General features: G+C 39.7%; 16 protein-coding genes and 2 pseudogenes. 9 read left to right on the forward strand and 9 right to left on the reverse strand.

Features of this window, described 5'->3' with window-relative positions; genetic code table 11:
- From WAX46_RS14020 to WAX46_RS14035, 4 genes and pseudogenes are all read right to left on the reverse strand, one after another.
- On the reverse strand, nucleotides 1-229 hold a 229-nt coding region (locus WAX46_RS14020; protein WP_336493650.1), incomplete at its 3' end, for a helix-turn-helix domain-containing protein.
- Nucleotides 230-342: 113 nt separating this feature from the next.
- Nucleotides 343-816: a hypothetical protein gene (locus tag WAX46_RS14025; protein WP_226567159.1), complete on the reverse strand. Its 474-nt coding sequence runs from the start codon at nucleotides 814-816 to the stop codon at nucleotides 343-345.
- Nucleotides 817-1,229: 413 nt separating this feature from the next.
- Nucleotides 1,230-1,835: pseudogene (locus tag WAX46_RS14030) on the reverse strand (pyridoxal-phosphate dependent enzyme).
- A gap of 37 nt (nucleotides 1,836-1,872) precedes the next feature.
- Nucleotides 1,873-2,451, reverse strand: coding sequence for a competence protein ComK (locus WAX46_RS14035; protein WP_226567158.1), 579 nt, complete (start codon nucleotides 2,449-2,451; stop codon nucleotides 1,873-1,875).
- A gap of 289 nt (nucleotides 2,452-2,740) precedes the next feature.
- Here WAX46_RS14035 and WAX46_RS14040 point away from each other — a divergent pair, with 289 nt between their 5' ends.
- Nucleotides 2,741-2,980, forward strand: coding sequence for an IDEAL domain-containing protein (locus WAX46_RS14040; RefSeq protein WP_226567157.1), 240 nt, complete (start codon nucleotides 2,741-2,743; stop codon nucleotides 2,978-2,980).
- A gap of 53 nt (nucleotides 2,981-3,033) precedes the next feature.
- On the opposite strand, the gene WAX46_RS14045 is transcribed toward WAX46_RS14040, so the two are convergent.
- Nucleotides 3,034-3,894, reverse strand: a complete 861-nt coding sequence (locus WAX46_RS14045) for an SDR family oxidoreductase (RefSeq protein ID WP_226567156.1) — start codon at nucleotides 3,892-3,894, stop codon at nucleotides 3,034-3,036.
- 141 nt (nucleotides 3,895-4,035) lie between these two features.
- On the opposite strand from WAX46_RS14045, the gene WAX46_RS14050 reads away from it, so the two are divergent.
- From WAX46_RS14050 to WAX46_RS14070, 6 genes and pseudogenes are all read left to right on the forward strand, one after another.
- Nucleotides 4,036-5,568: an FAD-dependent oxidoreductase gene (locus tag WAX46_RS14050; RefSeq protein ID WP_226567155.1), complete on the forward strand. Its 1,533-nt coding sequence runs from the start codon at nucleotides 4,036-4,038 to the stop codon at nucleotides 5,566-5,568.
- 90 nt (nucleotides 5,569-5,658) lie between these two features.
- Nucleotides 5,659-6,198 (forward strand): annotated as a pseudogene (locus WAX46_RS15955) (protoglobin family protein); the annotation flags it as partial.
- Nucleotides 6,199-6,438: 240 nt separating this feature from the next.
- Entirely contained in the window at nucleotides 6,439-6,954 is a 516-nt protein-coding gene (locus WAX46_RS15960) for a methyl-accepting chemotaxis protein (protein WP_442895677.1), read from the forward strand.
- Between the two features lie 98 nt (nucleotides 6,955-7,052).
- Complete coding sequence (locus WAX46_RS14060; protein ID WP_226567153.1) at nucleotides 7,053-7,205, forward strand: histidine phosphatase family protein; 153 nt, start codon at nucleotides 7,053-7,055, stop codon at nucleotides 7,203-7,205.
- Complete coding sequence (locus WAX46_RS14065) at nucleotides 7,157-7,333, forward strand: histidine phosphatase family protein (RefSeq protein ID WP_226567165.1); 177 nt, start codon at nucleotides 7,157-7,159, stop codon at nucleotides 7,331-7,333. Before WAX46_RS14060 ends, WAX46_RS14065 begins: the two co-directional genes overlap by 49 nt.
- Before the next feature lie 489 nt (nucleotides 7,334-7,822).
- Nucleotides 7,823-8,968 (forward strand): serine alkaline protease SapB, encoded by a 1,146-nt coding sequence (locus tag WAX46_RS14070; protein ID WP_226567152.1) that lies wholly within the window; start codon nucleotides 7,823-7,825, stop codon nucleotides 8,966-8,968.
- Nucleotides 8,969-9,020: 52 nt separating this feature from the next.
- On the opposite strand, the gene WAX46_RS14075 is transcribed toward WAX46_RS14070, so the two are convergent.
- The 4 genes from WAX46_RS14075 to WAX46_RS14090 all read right to left on the reverse strand — a co-directional run bounded on the left by WAX46_RS14075 (nucleotide 9,021) and on the right by WAX46_RS14090 (nucleotide 14,075).
- On the reverse strand, nucleotides 9,021-10,298 hold the full coding sequence (locus WAX46_RS14075; RefSeq protein WP_226567151.1) for a M48 family metallopeptidase: 1,278 nt from the start codon (nucleotides 10,296-10,298) through the stop codon (nucleotides 9,021-9,023).
- Between the two features lie 315 nt (nucleotides 10,299-10,613).
- Nucleotides 10,614-12,167: a fatty acid--CoA ligase family protein gene (locus WAX46_RS14080; RefSeq protein WP_226567150.1), complete on the reverse strand. Its 1,554-nt coding sequence runs from the start codon at nucleotides 12,165-12,167 to the stop codon at nucleotides 10,614-10,616.
- Nucleotides 12,168-12,339: 172 nt separating this feature from the next.
- Nucleotides 12,340-13,329, reverse strand: a complete 990-nt coding sequence (locus tag WAX46_RS14085) for a lipoate--protein ligase (RefSeq protein WP_336494229.1) — start codon at nucleotides 13,327-13,329, stop codon at nucleotides 12,340-12,342.
- 2 nt (nucleotides 13,330-13,331) lie between these two features.
- The gene (locus WAX46_RS14090) at nucleotides 13,332-14,075 is read right to left on the reverse strand and encodes an MBL fold metallo-hydrolase (RefSeq protein ID WP_336494230.1); all 744 of its coding nucleotides are present in this window, start codon (nucleotides 14,073-14,075) and stop codon (nucleotides 13,332-13,334) included.
- A 157-nt stretch (nucleotides 14,076-14,232) separates the two neighbouring features.
- Here WAX46_RS14090 and yhfH point away from each other — a divergent pair, with 157 nt between their 5' ends.
- The gene (gene yhfH / locus WAX46_RS14095) at nucleotides 14,233-14,370 is read left to right on the forward strand and encodes a protein YhfH (RefSeq protein WP_226567148.1); all 138 of its coding nucleotides are present in this window, start codon (nucleotides 14,233-14,235) and stop codon (nucleotides 14,368-14,370) included.
- 339 nt (nucleotides 14,371-14,709) lie between these two features.
- Nucleotides 14,710-15,999 carry a cation:dicarboxylate symporter family transporter gene (locus WAX46_RS14100; protein ID WP_226567147.1) on the forward strand — a complete coding sequence of 430 codons (1,290 nt, stop codon included), beginning with the start codon at nucleotides 14,710-14,712 and terminating at the stop codon, nucleotides 15,997-15,999.
- Nucleotides 16,000-16,154 lie beyond the last annotated feature (155 nt).

A 16,154-nucleotide genomic window follows, 5' to 3' on the forward strand; every position in this document is an offset into this window, starting at 1 on the left:
TCTCTAATTCGGAAGAGTACTCGGGACCCTTTCCATAGATATATTGTTTTCCAACAGGCTGTTCGAACCTGTGTGTATCCCCAGCCTTATGCCACCTCACCCATGTCTGAACCTGCGTCTTATTCTTGATATTCAATTCCTGCATGATCTCTTTCATAGGTACACCTGCCAATCTCATTTCTACAGCCTTCTGTTTGACTTCAACTGGATAACTCACTCTTGTCCCCATAGAAAAAACACCTCCATGTTTTATTTCGGATCACAACGGTCCGTTTTCAAACTTGAAGGTGTTTTTTATTTGTCTCATCTTAGGGGGTCAGTCCCACCCTTCCAAGCTTTTTTTCATGATTTCTGAATGTGACCTACTTTTTCAATAAACGCGGCTGTCTCTTGCAATCCTTCTTGTAAATGATTGGTAGCTGAAATAAACAGCTTTTCTTGATCGGGATGCTTCAACAACTGCTCCACCTTGCCAATCCCTTTTTCAAATGAAACAAGGCCTGTCTTTAATTGTTTGTCAGCCTGTTTGTACGCAACTGGGACTTCATGATGAGCAAGTCCTTTTTGAATCACACGATCAAATGCTTTTGTCGCTTTTGCCAATTTTTTGTTGGCTTGAATCCTCCCATGCCCATCTGAAATAAATTGGTCTGTCATTTTTTCATATGCTTCATTTAACTCATCCATATAATGCTGAACCCATTGTTCATACGTAGCTTCTTTTATCTCTTGTTTTGAAGGCGACTGACATGTTTGATTGCAGGCTGCTAATAATGTCATTGTGAATAACAGCATCAAATGCCATCGTTTTTTCATACAGAGCCTCCATTTCTTATTCCCATTCGTTCATATCGGTCAATTTGATTATTATCTTTTACCTCATACGAACACTTTGCAAGACATGACTTCTTTTTATTATTGTAGCAGACAGCCCGTTTCACTTCTGTTATTTGTAATAAATGAATGAAACAAATTTAATGGTTTATAGTTCCTTTTTTCATTTTAAGATCATTCTGATACAGTCAATAGACGACAGCGGATACGTATTTGGTTTCAGCTCATTTTATTTTGATGACTTTTTTTAAAATAAGAAAAAGACCCCTTTCGGCGCCTTTTCACTTTGCATTAAATCCACACATCATTCATTTCGGCAATAACCTTCGCCAGTGCTCAGTAAATGTTGTGAGTTTGTCCTTTAGATGAATGGTCAACTTGTAACCTACTTTGGTTTACACTGATTTTAATCCTGCTCCGCATAGTGGCAGCACAATCCGTTCTTGTGTCGTCGCTTTTTGATGCTTCAAATAGGCAGCATAATTGGCGGCTGTTGTTGGTTCAACATAAAACCCTTTTGCTGTAAGTGCTGTGTGTGCCTCTTTAATCTCTTGCTCGTTTGCCGTCATGATGTATCCATTTGTCTGTTTGATAGCTTGAAGGATTTGTTCTGCTCGTTCAGGCGCCGCAATCGCAATGCCCTCAGCGATCATTCCTTTATTTTGTATCTCCTCTATTTCAAGACGCTGCTCATGAAAGGCTTGTGCAAGAGGGGCACAGTTTTCTGCTTATACTGCGACAATTTTTGGAAAATTCGTCATGAGACCTTGCGCTAATAGTTCACCAAAACCTTGGTAGACACCTAATAAGAGTGTACCATTACCGACAGGAATGATCAGGGTATCCGTCATGTTGTTGAGCTGTTCCCATATCTCGTAAGTGTACGTTTTTGTTCCCTCATGAAAATATGGATTAAACACATGACTTGCATAGAACGTCCCTTCTTGCTGAACTGCCATCTGCGCTTTCTTTGCTACATCCTCTAGGGTTCCATCCACCATACGAATAGTCCAGCGGCTGTTCGCCGCTGGTTGTTCGCTAATACCTATTACGAAGTTCTCTTAAAATAAAATCATATACAAGATTGAGCTGTTGCTCTTTTGGATACAGCATAAATTCTTGTTTTTTTGGAAGACCTCCATCAAGACGGTCTTGGAATTTTGTTCGAAGATACGCTGTTCGGTGCACCTGACTCTCAAACGATTTATATGAGACATCAAGTTTGACCGTTTGCTCATTTGTAAAAATGACAACCGTGTCTCCGAGGGATGATTCTTGGAAGGTATGAATGTATTTGTGGGAGATCCACCCGCACTGAGGGCGATTGGATGAATAGGTTGGGAAGAAATACAGATGATTGGATTGATCAATCACGATTGGAGGCTTGTGGGATATACCTGTTACTTCGTATGTTCCCGCTTTTCTACCTGCATAGCTTGAGCCAAAGAATCTGCAGCTACGTTCTATAATTTGCAGCGGCTTTAATTCAACGTAAAAGCTTGTTTCTCTTTCAATGACTTTTGAATATACTCTCTTTCCTTCTTCTATCGGAAGGATCGCCATCGTTGTTTGATTGATGACGTATGAATCTAAAGGTGTTTCACTAATTCCTGACACTTCATTTCCTCCTGTGTTAATTTTTGGTTAATTTAGCTACTATTAATCTATCACCAACGTATAAGAAACGACAGGATTTTTTCAAAATTTATTTAAAATCATCTTTTTATCATATTTTTTAGTACAATCGATCGATCTAAAAGCAATTTTTAAAGATATATCACATCCTGTCGATTGGACTAGAGGTGTCAAATTTGCTCAAAAATAAATTGTCTAAAAATTATAAAATCTTGTTGATTTTTTCTTTGCCAATTCATATACTATAAAAAAGGCATCGGGGGGATTCTTTATGAAAGAGAAAAAAACGTACGCTGAGCTCATGAAGTCCCGCAACACCCAAAAAACCGAAGAAAATGGCGTCACCATTTTAGACACCTACATTCAAATGGTTTTAGATGAGGCGCTTTATAAACAGCGCTTAACCTTCCTTAGAGAAGAGATTGATAAGGCACTGGATCAACGTGATGAAAAGCGATTCAATGACTTGTCAGCTCAATATACAAAACAATGCTTACATCAATCATCATGATTTTACTTGTGGCAGAGAGACACCCACCCGTCTCTTTACCGCAAGTTTTTTGTTTATCCATTTAAGATCGTTCCACCATTCACATGAAGAATTTGCCCATTCATATAAGATGAGTCTTCGCTCGCTAAAAATAAATAACTTGGCGCAAGCTCGACTGGTTCACCAGGTCTTTCCATTGGAACATCGCCGCCAAATTCAGAAACTTCCTTTTCTGTAAATGTGGATGGAATCAGCGGTGTCCAAATAGGCCCCGGAGCTACCCCGTTGACCCGGATCCCTTGTTTGATAAGAGATAAGGATAAGGATCTTGTAAATGTTACGACTGCGCCTTTTGTCGATGAATAATCGATCAAGGTTTCATGACCTTTATAGGCTGTGACGGATGTTGTATTAATGATACTGCACCCTTTCTTTAAATGCGGGAGCACAGCTTTTGTTAAATAAAACATCGCAAAGATATTTGTTTGAAATGTCCGAAGAAGCTGATGCGAAGTAATCTGTTCAATGCTTTTTTGTGGGTGCTGTTCTCCTGCATTGTTCACCAATATATCAATTGAACCGAAAGCATCTTTTGTTTTTTTGACGACCTCATTCGAAAAGGCTTCCTCCCCCAAGTCACCTGCAATTATAATGACACTGCCTCCCGCTTTTTCAATATCGTCCTTCGTTTCCTCTGCATCATGATGTTCATTTAAGTAAACAATCGCTACATTGGCTCCTTCTTTTGCAAATAAGACAGCAACTGCTCTTCCAATCCCACTATCTCCACCTGTCACAATAGCTGTTTTTCCAGCTAGCTTTTTGCTCTGCACCTCTCGATCAAAAATAGGTCTAGGACTCATTATATATTCATGACCCGGACGTTCATTCTGGTGTTGAGACGGCAATGTTTTCTTCGGCTGCTTTGTTGACACGTCAGTTCACTCCTTCCTTCTATCTTGTATATTTTTATAGGTTGGCCATTTTTTTAAGTATGATGTGCTTGTTTCCTTTCGGATGTATGATTTTCAGCATCGTGGAAAAATTATACACAACAAAAAACTGGAGGCGACAACATGGTACAAGAACATAAAGGAATGGATCAGGCGAAATCGTTATGGTTAGCAGAGAATAAGAGGCACTCTTTTCCTACTGTAACAGAAGACCTAACAGCAGACGTGATTATTGTAGGTGGCGGTATCACCGGTATCGCCACTGCGTTTGAAATGACGGAACGTGGATTTGATGTCCTCATCATCGATGCCGATCGATTGCTTCAAGGAACGACCGGACATACAACAGCTAAAGTAACATCACAGCACGATGTGTACTATCATGAGCTGATTCAGCATATTGGCATGCCAAAAGCCCGTTTGTATGTAGAAGCGAATGAAAAAGCGAAAGAGCTCATTCAAGCACGTGTCAAACAGCACAAAATCAATTGTCAGATAGAGGTAAAAAATGCTTATCTTTATACAAAGCAAGAAAGTGGCGTAAAAAAGTTAAAGAAGGAATTAGATGCCTACAAACAGCTAGGCATTGATCGAGAATGGAAAACAGAGCTGCCTTTCGATGCTGACATACAAGCTGCACTTGGGATGACAGAGCAGGCACAATTTCATCCACTTCACTATGTCAATGCACTGATCGAGTTACTCATTGAGCGAGGTGTGCGTATTTTTGAACAGACAACTGCAGTCGATGTCAAAGAAGGTGAGCAGGCTGCTGTCGTCACAAAAAGTGGTCATCATCTGACAGGACGCTATATCATTTCATGCTCACACTTTCCTTTTTATGATGGCAAAGGACTTTATTTCACGCGCATTCATCCCGAGCAATCTTATGTGGTAGCAGCCAAAACAACTAAGCCACTCCCAGACGGGATGTACTTAGGAATTGACCAGCCAGCCTACTCTTTAAGAACGGCAGAATTCCATGGTGAAGAAGTAGTTCTCATTGGAGGAGAAGGCCATAAAACTGGACAAGGCGGTGATGAATCTGCTCACTATGAAGCGCTAGAAAAATTCGGAGACAACACTCTTGGAATAGAGGAAGTCCTCTATCGTTGGTCTACCCACGATTTGGTCACAATGGATCAAATTCCTTACATTGGCCACCTGACCAAAAATCATCCGAATATCTTCGTTGCTACAGGCTTTAGAAAATGGGGCATGACCACAAGCCATGTCGCAGCGACCCTTATTGGTGATTTGATCCAGGGACAATCTCATCCTTATGAATCAATCTTTACTCCATCAAGACTTGTTTCTGACCCATTCGTCAAAAATTTTATGAAAGAAAATACCAATGTTGCTGCGAAGCTGATTAGTGGTAAATTAAAACAAACTGATCAAACAATTGATGATTTAAAGCCAGGAGAAGGCGGCATTGTATCTTATGAACAAAAAAAATGCGGTGCCTTTAAATCAGAGAATGGCCATGTCTTTCTTGTCGATACAACATGTACGCACTTAGGTTGTGAAGTCGCTTGGAATAATAGTGACCGTACTTGGGATTGTCCTTGTCACGGTTCACGTTTTTCAATAACTGGAGAAGTAGTAGAAGGTCCAGCAAAAAAACCACTAAAAAGGTCATATAAAGAACAGTAAAAATTAACTTGTTTCCCTTTAAAAAATCCAATATTATCCGATAAAAAACATAAAGTCTGATATTTGTGATGTTATGGGGGGACAAACACATTGTTATTTAAAAAAGAGACAAAAAGAAAAAACACTGCTTTTTTCACACAGCAGGATAATGGGATAAAAAGAATTAACGTTTCGGCGAATACAGACATTACCAAACAAATTAAAATGATTGATTTGACTCAGAAAGATCTTTTTATCCTGAAACAATTGAATCCAATCGTTCAAGATGATATTGAACAAATCGTCGATACATTTTATAAAAACCTAGAAGTAGAGTCTTCCTTGATGCATATCATTCAAGATCATAGTTCAGTCGATCGTTTGAAAAAAACACTCCGCATCCATATTAGCGAAATGTTTGAAGGTGTGATTGACGAGGCCTATGTGGCAAAAAGAATTAAAATTGCACAAGCTCATTTACGGATTGGGCTCCAGCCTAAATGGTATATGGCTGCATTCCAAGACCTTTTGCTATCGATTATGGAATTATTTTCCTACCATATCCAAGATTTCAAAGAATATCAGACGGCTATCAAAGCGACGACGAAAATTTTAAATTTAGAGCAGCAGCTTGTCCTAGATACATTCCAAAATGAATATTCTAAAATTCGTGATGAAGCGGAAGTACAGCAAAAAGAGCTTCACACAAAAATTACAGAAACCTCCAATTCACTTGCTTCTCTTTTCTCAAACACAACAAGTGCAGTGGATAAACTTGTGTCAAAATCTGATGAGATGGCGGATATGTCACAGGCTGGAACGAATATCTCGGCCCAAGTTGAGGAAAAATCAATTGGCGGTAAAAAAGAATTAGAAATTCAACAAACACAAATGAATCAGATTGATAGCAGTATGACAAAGATCGAAACGGAAATAAAACGCTTAGAAGAAATTGCAAAACAAATTGAACAAATTTTTGGGATTGTCACAGGCATTGCAGAGCAAACGAATTTGTTATCTTTAAATGCCTCAATCGAATCTGCACGTGCAGGTGAACATGGAAAAGGCTTTGCTGTTGTCGCAAATGAGGTTCGTAAATTATCAGAAGATACCAAGAAAACGGTTTCGACTGTATCAGAGCTTGTCAACAATACAAATTCTCAAATTGCCATTGTGTCACAGCACATTGCAGACGTGAATTTACTTGTGATAGACAGTAAAGAAAAAATGACTCAAATCAATTCGCTCTTCGATGATATTGTGAGGAGCATGAACTTAAGCAAAAACCAAAACGGAAAAATTGAAATAGATCTCCAAACGTTCCTTAACGAGTTGAAAGAAGTCAAACAAACAGTGTCACAAGTTGCCAGCTCTGTCGAATCCTTAACAAGTCTGACAAATCGTTAATCCAGTCATTCTTCTTCTGCTTTAGTATCATAGAAGAAAAGATAGAAAAGGCGGGATTGATTGAAAACAATTTGCCTATTTAAACACGGGGAAACAGATTGGAATGCAGCGAAACAATTCAAGGGCGAACAGATATCCCTTTAAATGAGACAGGTAAGTGGCAGGCTGAACAAACTGGACTTTTGTCCATTGGGATGTCTTCATTTCCAGTCCATTATCAAGAGCGAAAGAAACAACTTATTTGTTTTTAAAACATGTGGATGTACCTCTTATGATCATGGACGATTTCATTGAACACGATGATAGTGATGCTGACGTCCATGCCTTACTCACCACCCTTGGTGATGAACTATCGGTCTTTGGGACACGAGACGTGTAAATGCTTGCTTAAATTATGTGAAATGGAAAAATGGTGAATGGAAGGTACGTGATGACAACGTGGCCAGCCATTTAACTCCATCTTCACCTTCTTAAAGAACCTGTTATCACCAACAGGTTCTTTTTTATATCAGAAACAATGATAAAATAATATTTTTTTATATCGAAATTTGAAATAGATGATAGTCTTTCCTGCCTATTTTATAACTTTTCGGATAACGAATGTTTGTCCTGAAATCGATCATGAGAAAAAAAGCACCCTTCTTTTTTAACAGAAAACCGCAATGAAACATAATTTAATATGTTTTTCAAGCGACTTATTTACCTAATTTATACTAGGACTTTCACAAAAATTCAGGTCTACTCTTTTTTGCCCATTCCCTTTAAACTGAAAACACAGAATAATCGAACAAATCAAATAAATCAAATAAATCATTCTGCAGACTACGGATGATTATTCTGAAATAAGAAAAAAGGGAGTGGAACGTACGTGAAAAAGAAAAATGTGATGACAAGTGTTTTATTGGCTGTCCCTCTTCTGTTTTCAGTAGGATTAGGAGGCTCAATGGCAAATGCCGAGACGGTCTCAAAGTCAGATAGTGAAAAAAGCTATATCGTTGGCTTTAAAGCTTCTGCCACCACGAACAGCTCTAAGAAACATGCGGTGACTCAAAATGGCGGGAAACTAGAAAAGCAATATCGACTCATTAATGCTGCACAAGTGAAGATGTCCGAACAAGCCGCCAAAAAACTTGAACATGACCCTAGCATTGCTTATGTAGAAGAAGACCACAAAGCAGAAGCATATGCACAAACCGTCCCTTATGGTATCCCTCAAATCAAAGCTCCAGATGTACACACTCAAGGCTATAAAGGCGCCAACGTCAAAGTAGCTGTCCTTGATACTGGTATCCACGCTGCACACCCTGACTTAAATGTTGCAGGCGGTGCTAGCTTCGTCCCTTCAGAGCCAAATGCCACCGAAGACTTTCAATCACACGGAACTCACGTAGCCGGAACTATTGCTGCCCTAGATAACACAATTGGTGTTCTTGGTGTCGCTCCAAGTGCCTCCTTGTATGCTGTTAAAGTGTTAGACCGTTACGGCAGTGGACAATACAGCTGGATTATTAGCGGTATTGAATGGGCCGTTGCCAATAACATGGATGTCATCAATATGAGCTTAGGCGGACCGAGCGGTTCCACAGCGCTTAAAAATGCTGTTGACACAGCAAACAATCACGGAATCGTTGTTGTTGTTGCTGCTGGTAATTCAGGTTCTTCTGGCTCTTCAAGCACTGTTGGCTATCCAGCAAAATATGATTCTACGATTGCCGTTGCCAATGTCAACAACAACAATGAAAGAAACTCCTCTTCTAGCGTAGGACCTGAATTAGATGTTTCTGCACCTGGTACATCCATTTTAAGTACAGTACCAAGCGATGGGTATACATCTTATACTGGAACATCCATGGCTTCTCCTCATGTAGCAGGAGCAGCAGCGCTTATTCTTTCTAAGAACCCGAATCTATCAAGTTCACAGGTTCGTCAGCGTTTAGAAAGCACAGCAACACCGCTTGGTGACTCATTCTATTACGGAAAAGGGTTAATTAACGTTCAAGCGGCTTCTAACTAATTATGTGTTTCAAAAAATCCGGCTGATCCAGCCGGATTTTATTGGTTTATTGCTATTTAGACGTTTCCTCTTTTTTTGATGCCTTTTCCATGTCAATGATTCTTTCCATCATTGTCGGGTGTCCATAGCGAAATATTTTCACTAGAAGCGGCGGATTCACTTGGGATAGTCCAGATTTTGCAAGCTTTTGAAAAGATGTCACCCCTGCCTCCCCATCTTTTGTCAGGTTCACTGCATAGTCATCAGCTGCCCTTTCTTGATGCCTTGACACAGCATTTGTAAAAGGGGAAGCAGCAAATGACAGCATAGATACAATGATCAAAAGAAGCGGCAGTGCAGCGACCTCGTGTGGCACTTTCAGCCGAAATAGAACAGCACCCTTTTGATAAAGGTAAAAATAAAGGCGGTCAATCGCAAAAAATCCAGCAAGTGACAGCACCAAGTAACCTGCTAGGCCGATATAGACATGCTTCATGACGTAATGCCCCATTTCATGCGCCATGATAAATAAAATTTCTCGATCTTTCAGCTTCTGCAACGTCGTGTCCCAAAGGACAATGCGCTTATTATCACCGATCCCTGTTACGTATGCGTTCATCGTGTTTGTTTTCTGAGACATATTGACTTCATATACATGATCTGCGGGGATATGCGCTTCCTCTGCAAGAGTTAATATCTTTTTCTCAAGTGCTTGATTCTTTAATGGATAAAAATCATTGTATAGCGGATCAATAACGACTGGCTGTATAAAAAAGAGGAACAGTGTGACTGGCACTGTCAAACACCAGGCATACAGCCACCATAACTTCCCTTTCTTTTGAATTAACCAAAAGAACACAATGGCACATAGCACAAGAATCGGATATTGAATCCAAAAATCAAGAGTTTGATCTTTTAACCAGCTTGCCGTGCTTTGAGCTGACACACCATAGTGTAAGGACAGCTGATAACCAATCCATTTGATCGGCAGTGAAACCAGCATGGTAAGAAGCGACAGCATTAAGACATAGACAAGTTTGCTTAAAATTTGAAAATGAGCAGCTACAAGGCTCCAGTCTGCTAATTTCCGTGAAAACCCTGAAATCAGCAATAGGAAAAAGATATACCAATCTAACGGGATTGTAATAAAGTACAACAGGTTACGTATTTTTGAGAAATTCTGGCTGATCACAAGCTCATGTCTTGTCATAAAGGTATGAGGGTCTGCACTTGTCCCTTTCACACTTTCAGGAACTGATGAATCACCCATTATAAACAAATAAAAATAAATAAAAAGACCGTACAATATGTATGCTAACGTTGCAAGAGCTACCCATTTACGTACTCGCACATGTCAGCCTCCTTTCTATCCTTCTCCTCTATTCTAATCCCGTATATTTTTGTTTAGAACCTGTCTCATGTGCCTCCATCATAGCATGCCCCATCTAAAAAGCTTCAGCGAAAAAAATGATGATGCTTCTAAAAAATCGGAGAAACTAAGTGTATCAAAATCGAAACCACCTTTCAGCTATGAACCAACCGATTATAGGTCGTTTTCTTAGTAGATGAACGTATTAAGAACTGAATCAAAAACAGTCGAATTCTTTTCAGTAACAGTTACAAGAAGCCTTTCAAAAGGGAGCCTCCTCATAGAGACTCCCTTTCATTATTTGCTTTCTTCTGTTTGGTACTTGTCCTTTAGCGCTCTTCTTAAAATTTTCCCTGTTGTGTTTTTTGGAATATTATCTATGAAATGGATCGTTTGGGGCTGCTTATATTTCGCTAAATAGCGTGAACAATGTGTAATGATGTCATCTTGATTGATGTGAGCATGTTTCTTAGGGGAAATGTAACAGGCGACAGCCTCTCCTGTGTTTGGATCTGGAACACCGATGACGACGGCTTCTTCTACAGCTTCATGTTGATAAAGAACTTCTTCTACTTCTCTTGGATAGACATTATATCCGCCAACAAGAATCATATCCTTTTTCCGATCGACAATATAAATATATCCGTCCTCATCTCTTCTGGCCAAATCTCCTGTATACAGCCAGCCGCCCCTCAGTGCTGCCTCTGTATCTTCTGGCATTTGATAATAGCCTTTCATAATATTTGGCCCTTTTGCAATGAGTTCTCCGACTTCATTCGGACCGACTTCGTCTCCAAGTTCATTCACGATCTTATTCTTCACGTTCATAATATCGATCCCGACTGAACCTGGTTTTCTTTTTCCGTCAATGGGATTGAATGCAGTCACTGGGGAAGCCTCTGATAGACCATAACCCTCCAGCACTCTCACACCAAATTTCTCCTCAAAACCATAAAGTAAGGCAACGGGCATAGAGGCACCCCCTGAGATACAAATTCTCACTGATTTCATCGCCTCATCATGACCTTCTTTGCGGTATAAATAATTATACATGGTTGGAACACCAACAAATAGTGTCGGTTTTTCTTTTTCCATCATGCGCAATAGCACTGTTGGGCTAAAATGAGGAAGGACATAAATGGTCGCGCCATGAATCAACGGTGCATTCATACAGACCGTCAAACAAAATACATGAAACATCGGCAAAGCCGCAATCACCTTGTCCTTTTCACCGATAGATAGATACTCAGTAATGTCTCTGGCATTTGAATAAAGATTGAAGTGAGTGAGCATCGCACCCTTTGGTTTTCCTGTAGTGCCAGATGTAAATAAAATAACAGCAGTATCATCAGGTTGAATAGAAGGATGTTTTGTTTCTGGTGCATGTCCAGATACAAGCTTTCCAAAGAAAACAAGGCGATCAGATACTTCCTTTATACTTGATCTGCACGCAGATTCGTTTTCTGCACAAATGATCACTCGATCGATGGAAGGAAGCTGTTCATACACTTGTTCGTAAACTGGCAGAAGCTGATGTGCCGCAACTATGCCCTTCACATCACCTGTGGTGAGCATATATCCGATTTCACTTGGCGTGTACGTTGGGTTGACGGGTACAACGACAAGTCCTGCCTTTAATGCTCCAAAAAAAGAAATGACAAAATGCGGTGAATTCCCTAAAATAAGCGCAATATGATCCCCTGCTTGAAATCCTTCGTTGACTAAGCCATCTGCAAAGCGCTCGACACTTGTCATCAGCTCTCGATAGGTCCACTTGTTTCCTTCAAAGATAAGTGCGATGTTTTCTCCCTTGGTCATCGCAGTCTGTTGAAGATTTTTGATCAAATCCATTCTCCCACCCCTTATGCATCATCAATGAATGAATAGCCATTCATTTTATGGCCAAACATTCCTCCTTTCTATTATAATAGACAATCGAAAAAATCCACAAGCTCAAATGTGAATCGCTTTCATTTCTTTGGATAGAAAAGCAACGCTATCTCTAGCCGAGCTTATCCATCATTTAATAAATCAAATCAAGAAAGTTTTCTTTCGATACGTTGCCAAAATAGTGGTGCATATCCATATCTTCTAATACGTCGCTAATGGTTTTACGGTCATATTGCTTTCCAATGAGTCTTTGTTCAATATCCACAATATCCCCAACGCCAAAGAAGTCACCAAAGATTTTACAATCCTGAATGAGCCCTTTTTTCACCTCTAATCGTAGATCAATAGAGCCTGCTGTGAATCGCTTTGAGTGCTGCAAATTAAACTTAGGTGAACGGCCATAGTTCCATTCCCATTTTTGATATCGATCCCGGGAAATGTCATGAATGTTTTTCCAATCCTTTTCTGTCAGTTGATATTGAGGTACGTCCCCATTCGTATCAAAAATGTAGCTTAAAAGAATCTTTCTAAATTCTTCAGTTGTCATCTTTTGATCCAACAGTTCACTAATATTGGCAACCCTGCTTCTAATGGATTTAATGCCTTTAGATTCAATCTTTTCTTTTTTAACATTTAATGCAGAGACCACATGTTCAATTTCTGAATCAAATAGGAGTGTGCCATGACTGAAAATACGTCCTCTCGTCGCAAATTGAGCATTCCCAGAAATTTTACGCCCGTCTGCCATGATATCATTTCTGCCGCTTAATTCAGCTTTGACTCCTAGCTTTTCTAGCGCTTTGATGACTGGATCTGTGAACTTTTTAAAGTTATGGAAGCTTTCCCCATCGTCTTTTGTGATAAAGCTGAAGTTTAAGTTTCCTTTGTCATGGTAAACTGCACCACCGCCTGATAGGCGGCGAACGACTTTAATTCCGTTGTCTTCCACATATTTTGTGTTGATTTCTTCTATTGTATTTTGGTTCTTTCCAATTATAATGGATGGCTGGTTAATATAAAACAGCAAATACGTTTCTTCGGGATCTAAATATTTTAGGCAATACTCTTCAATTGACAAATTAATCATTGGATCATCATGTTGTTCGTTATCGATAAACAGCAACTCTATCTTCCTCCCTTGTTCCATCTAAGCCCTGAATGGGCAAGCTGTATACTGCCAGTATATAACGCCTGTGCTTCATTGACTAGGTCTTTATGCCGACCGACATGAGGCAGATGTGTGATCATTAGTTCTCCAACATTTGCTTCATTTGCAATCTTGCCCACATCAGTGCTGTTCATATGTCCTGCACTCGATCCGTCTTGCCCAGCGTAAAAATTGCTTTCGGCAATGAGAAGATCAGCATCCTTGCTAAATGGGATAAATGCTTCCTTATAGCTAGAGTCGGCTGTATACACCACAACAGCATCATCAGCATGAATTCTCATGGCATAGCATTCTACCGGATGAACCGTTTTCAAAAAATCAATTTGAAATGGGCCAATTTGAAGGCATTCTCCCGGATGATAAGGCTTTGCCTTTGTATGTACATCATCAGAAAGCCGAAGAAACGCTTCTGGATCACCAGTATGTCCATAGATCGGAAGCGGACCACTACTTTTCCCTAAATGATACCCCACCAATTTAGCATATTGAAGAGGTCCGATATCTGCAATATGGTCGTGATGATAATGCGAAAGGAGAACAGCATCTAATTCTTCTATATCAATGTATTGCTGAAGCTTTGAAAGAACGCTACTCCCGCAGTCTACAAGGAGCCGAAAACCATCTGATTCAAAAAGATAGCCTGACGTCGCTTCACCAACTGCTGGAAACCCTCCGTAGCATCCAATAACGGTTAATTTCATCGACATTCTTACCTCCTTTTTCTAAAAATCCCCTTCTTACAATATACCCATTTTTAATGGAAAAAGCATTCTTCTTGCCCGTTGTTACAAAACAGATTGACAATTATTAACCTGTTATAATACAATAATAGCAACAAAATGTATTGGAGGATGACAAATGCTAGGAAAAATCACTGAGTTTTTTAGAAATTTGCCCTCAAAGAAATGCACAAAATGTGGAAATGACTTAATGGAACAGCACGAGTGTTATGGTAATGAATGTGAGGAATGCTCACAAGTAAGTTATTTTAAATAGATAAAAATTGAATAAACAGGCACTTTTTTCCTCAACTATCGGTTGGAGTCAAAAGTGCTTTTTATTTTTTCTGAAAAATAGGTAAAAAGGGAAAACCCTTGATACTAAAAGGGTTTTTTAGTATTTTTATATAATGAATTTTAGGCCTGAAGGCACTTTTTATTGACTTTATAGAAGGAAGAGGGGTCGAAATATCCATTTTTTCTTATAATTTTGTATTTTCTCAATATAATTTAATCGTGGACGGACTTCTTTAATTTTAGTTATACTTTAATTCATCTATTAAAACTTAATATGATGGGAATATTCCTTTAATGAAGTATGTCAGGGAGGAAATCTATGAAAAAATTAAAATTTGGATTAGCTACTCAAATCCTAATCGGTCTCATTCTCGGTGTCGTGGTTGGTGCAATCTTTTTCGGTAACCCAGGTGTTGAGACATATTTAAAGCCAATTGGAGACTTCTTCTTAAGACTCATTAAGATGATTGTCATCCCGATTGTCGTTTCTAGTTTAATTCTAGGAGTTGCAGGTGCCGGTGATGGTAAAAAAGTAGGGAAGCTTGGTTTTAGAACCATTCTTTATTTTGAAATTATCACAACATTTGCGATCCTCCTCGGTCTTGTCCTCGCGAACGTCGCTCACCCAGGAGCGGGCGTTGACTTTGGACATACAGAAAAACAAGATATAAGCCAGTATGTTGAAACGGAAAAAGAACAAAGCAGTAAATCAGTTGCTGATACGTTCCTTCATATCGTTCCGACGAACTTCTTCCAATCACTGGCGGAAGGTGATTTGCTTGCAATTATTTTCTTCACTGTTCTATTTGCACTTGGCGTTTCAGCAATCGGTGAAAGAGGCAAACCTGTGCTCGCCTTCTTTGAAGGGGTATCACACGCCATGTTCCATGTCGTTAATGTTGTAATGAAAGCTGCACCATTTGGTGTCTTTGCACTCATTGGTGTCACAGTATCAAAATTTGGTCTTGAATCTCTAATTTCATTAGGTAAGCTCGTAGGTCTTGTTTATTTTGCGCTGGCGCTCTTCCTTATCGTTGTATTCGGAATTATTGGAAAGATGATTGGCGTCAATATTTTCAGATTTCTCGCTTACATGAAAGACGAAATGCTTCTTGCTTTTAGTACATCCAGCTCCGAAACGGTTTTACCACGAGTTATGGATAAAATGGAGCGCATCGGATGTCCAAAGGGAATTGTTTCTTTCGTTATCCCAATCGGCTATACGTTTAACTTGGACGGCTCCGTCTTATATCAATCCATCGCCGCGCTTTTCCTTGCACAAGTATATGGCATAGACCTGACGATCGTACAGCAACTCACACTTGTTCTTGTGCTGATGGTAACATCAAAAGGTATGGCTGCCGTTCCTGGTACTTCATTTGTCGTATTACTCGCAACACTTGGAACGATCGGTGTACCTGCTGAAGGCCTAGCATTTATTGCAGGTGTTGACCGTATCATGGATATGGCACGGACTGTTGTCAACTTAACAGGTAATGCACTTGCAGCTGTCGTGATGTCTAAATGGGAAGGGCAATATGACCCTGAAAAAGGACATCGTGTGATGACTGCACAAGATGTTCCTGAGCCAACACAACTTTCAAGCTAATCAAAAAGAACCCCAATAGATGGGGTTCTCAGACCGTAGACAAACCCCACCTTTACTTCAAGTAAAAGTGGGGTTTTCACTTATTTTGATAAAATTTATCAGTTGTCTTACGCTGGACATGGTCCTTTCCATGTCCAGTTTGCTAGCTTTTTGAG

Origin of the sequence: Bacillus sp. FJAT-53060 (assembly GCF_037104745.1) — a bacterium.
Lineage (GTDB): Bacteria > Bacillota > Bacilli > Bacillales > Bacillaceae > Bacillus > Bacillus stratosphericus_B.

Bases quoted from the DNA above. Each gene is read 5' to 3' on its own strand.
- WAX46_RS14025 (WP_226567159.1), bottom strand. From the start codon at position 816: ATGAAAAAACGATGGCATTTGATGCTGTTATTCACAATGACATTATTA.
- WAX46_RS14040 (WP_226567157.1), top strand. From the start codon at position 2,741: ATGAAAGAGAAAAAAACGTACGCTGAGCTCATGAAGTCCCGCAACACC.
- WAX46_RS14050 (WP_226567155.1), top strand. From the start codon at position 4,036: ATGGTACAAGAACATAAAGGAATGGATCAGGCGAAATCGTTATGGTTA.
- WAX46_RS15960 (WP_442895677.1), top strand. From the start codon at position 6,439: ATGAATCAGATTGATAGCAGTATGACAAAGATCGAAACGGAAATAAAA.
- WAX46_RS14080 (WP_226567150.1), bottom strand. From the start codon at position 12,167: ATGGATTTGATCAAAAATCTTCAACAGACTGCGATGACCAAGGGAGAA.
- WAX46_RS14090 (WP_336494230.1), bottom strand. From the start codon at position 14,075: ATGAAATTAACCGTTATTGGATGCTACGGAGGGTTTCCAGCAGTTGGT.
- yhfH (WP_226567148.1), top strand. From the start codon at position 14,233: ATGCTAGGAAAAATCACTGAGTTTTTTAGAAATTTGCCCTCAAAGAAA.
- WAX46_RS14100 (WP_226567147.1), top strand. From the start codon at position 14,710: ATGAAAAAATTAAAATTTGGATTAGCTACTCAAATCCTAATCGGTCTC.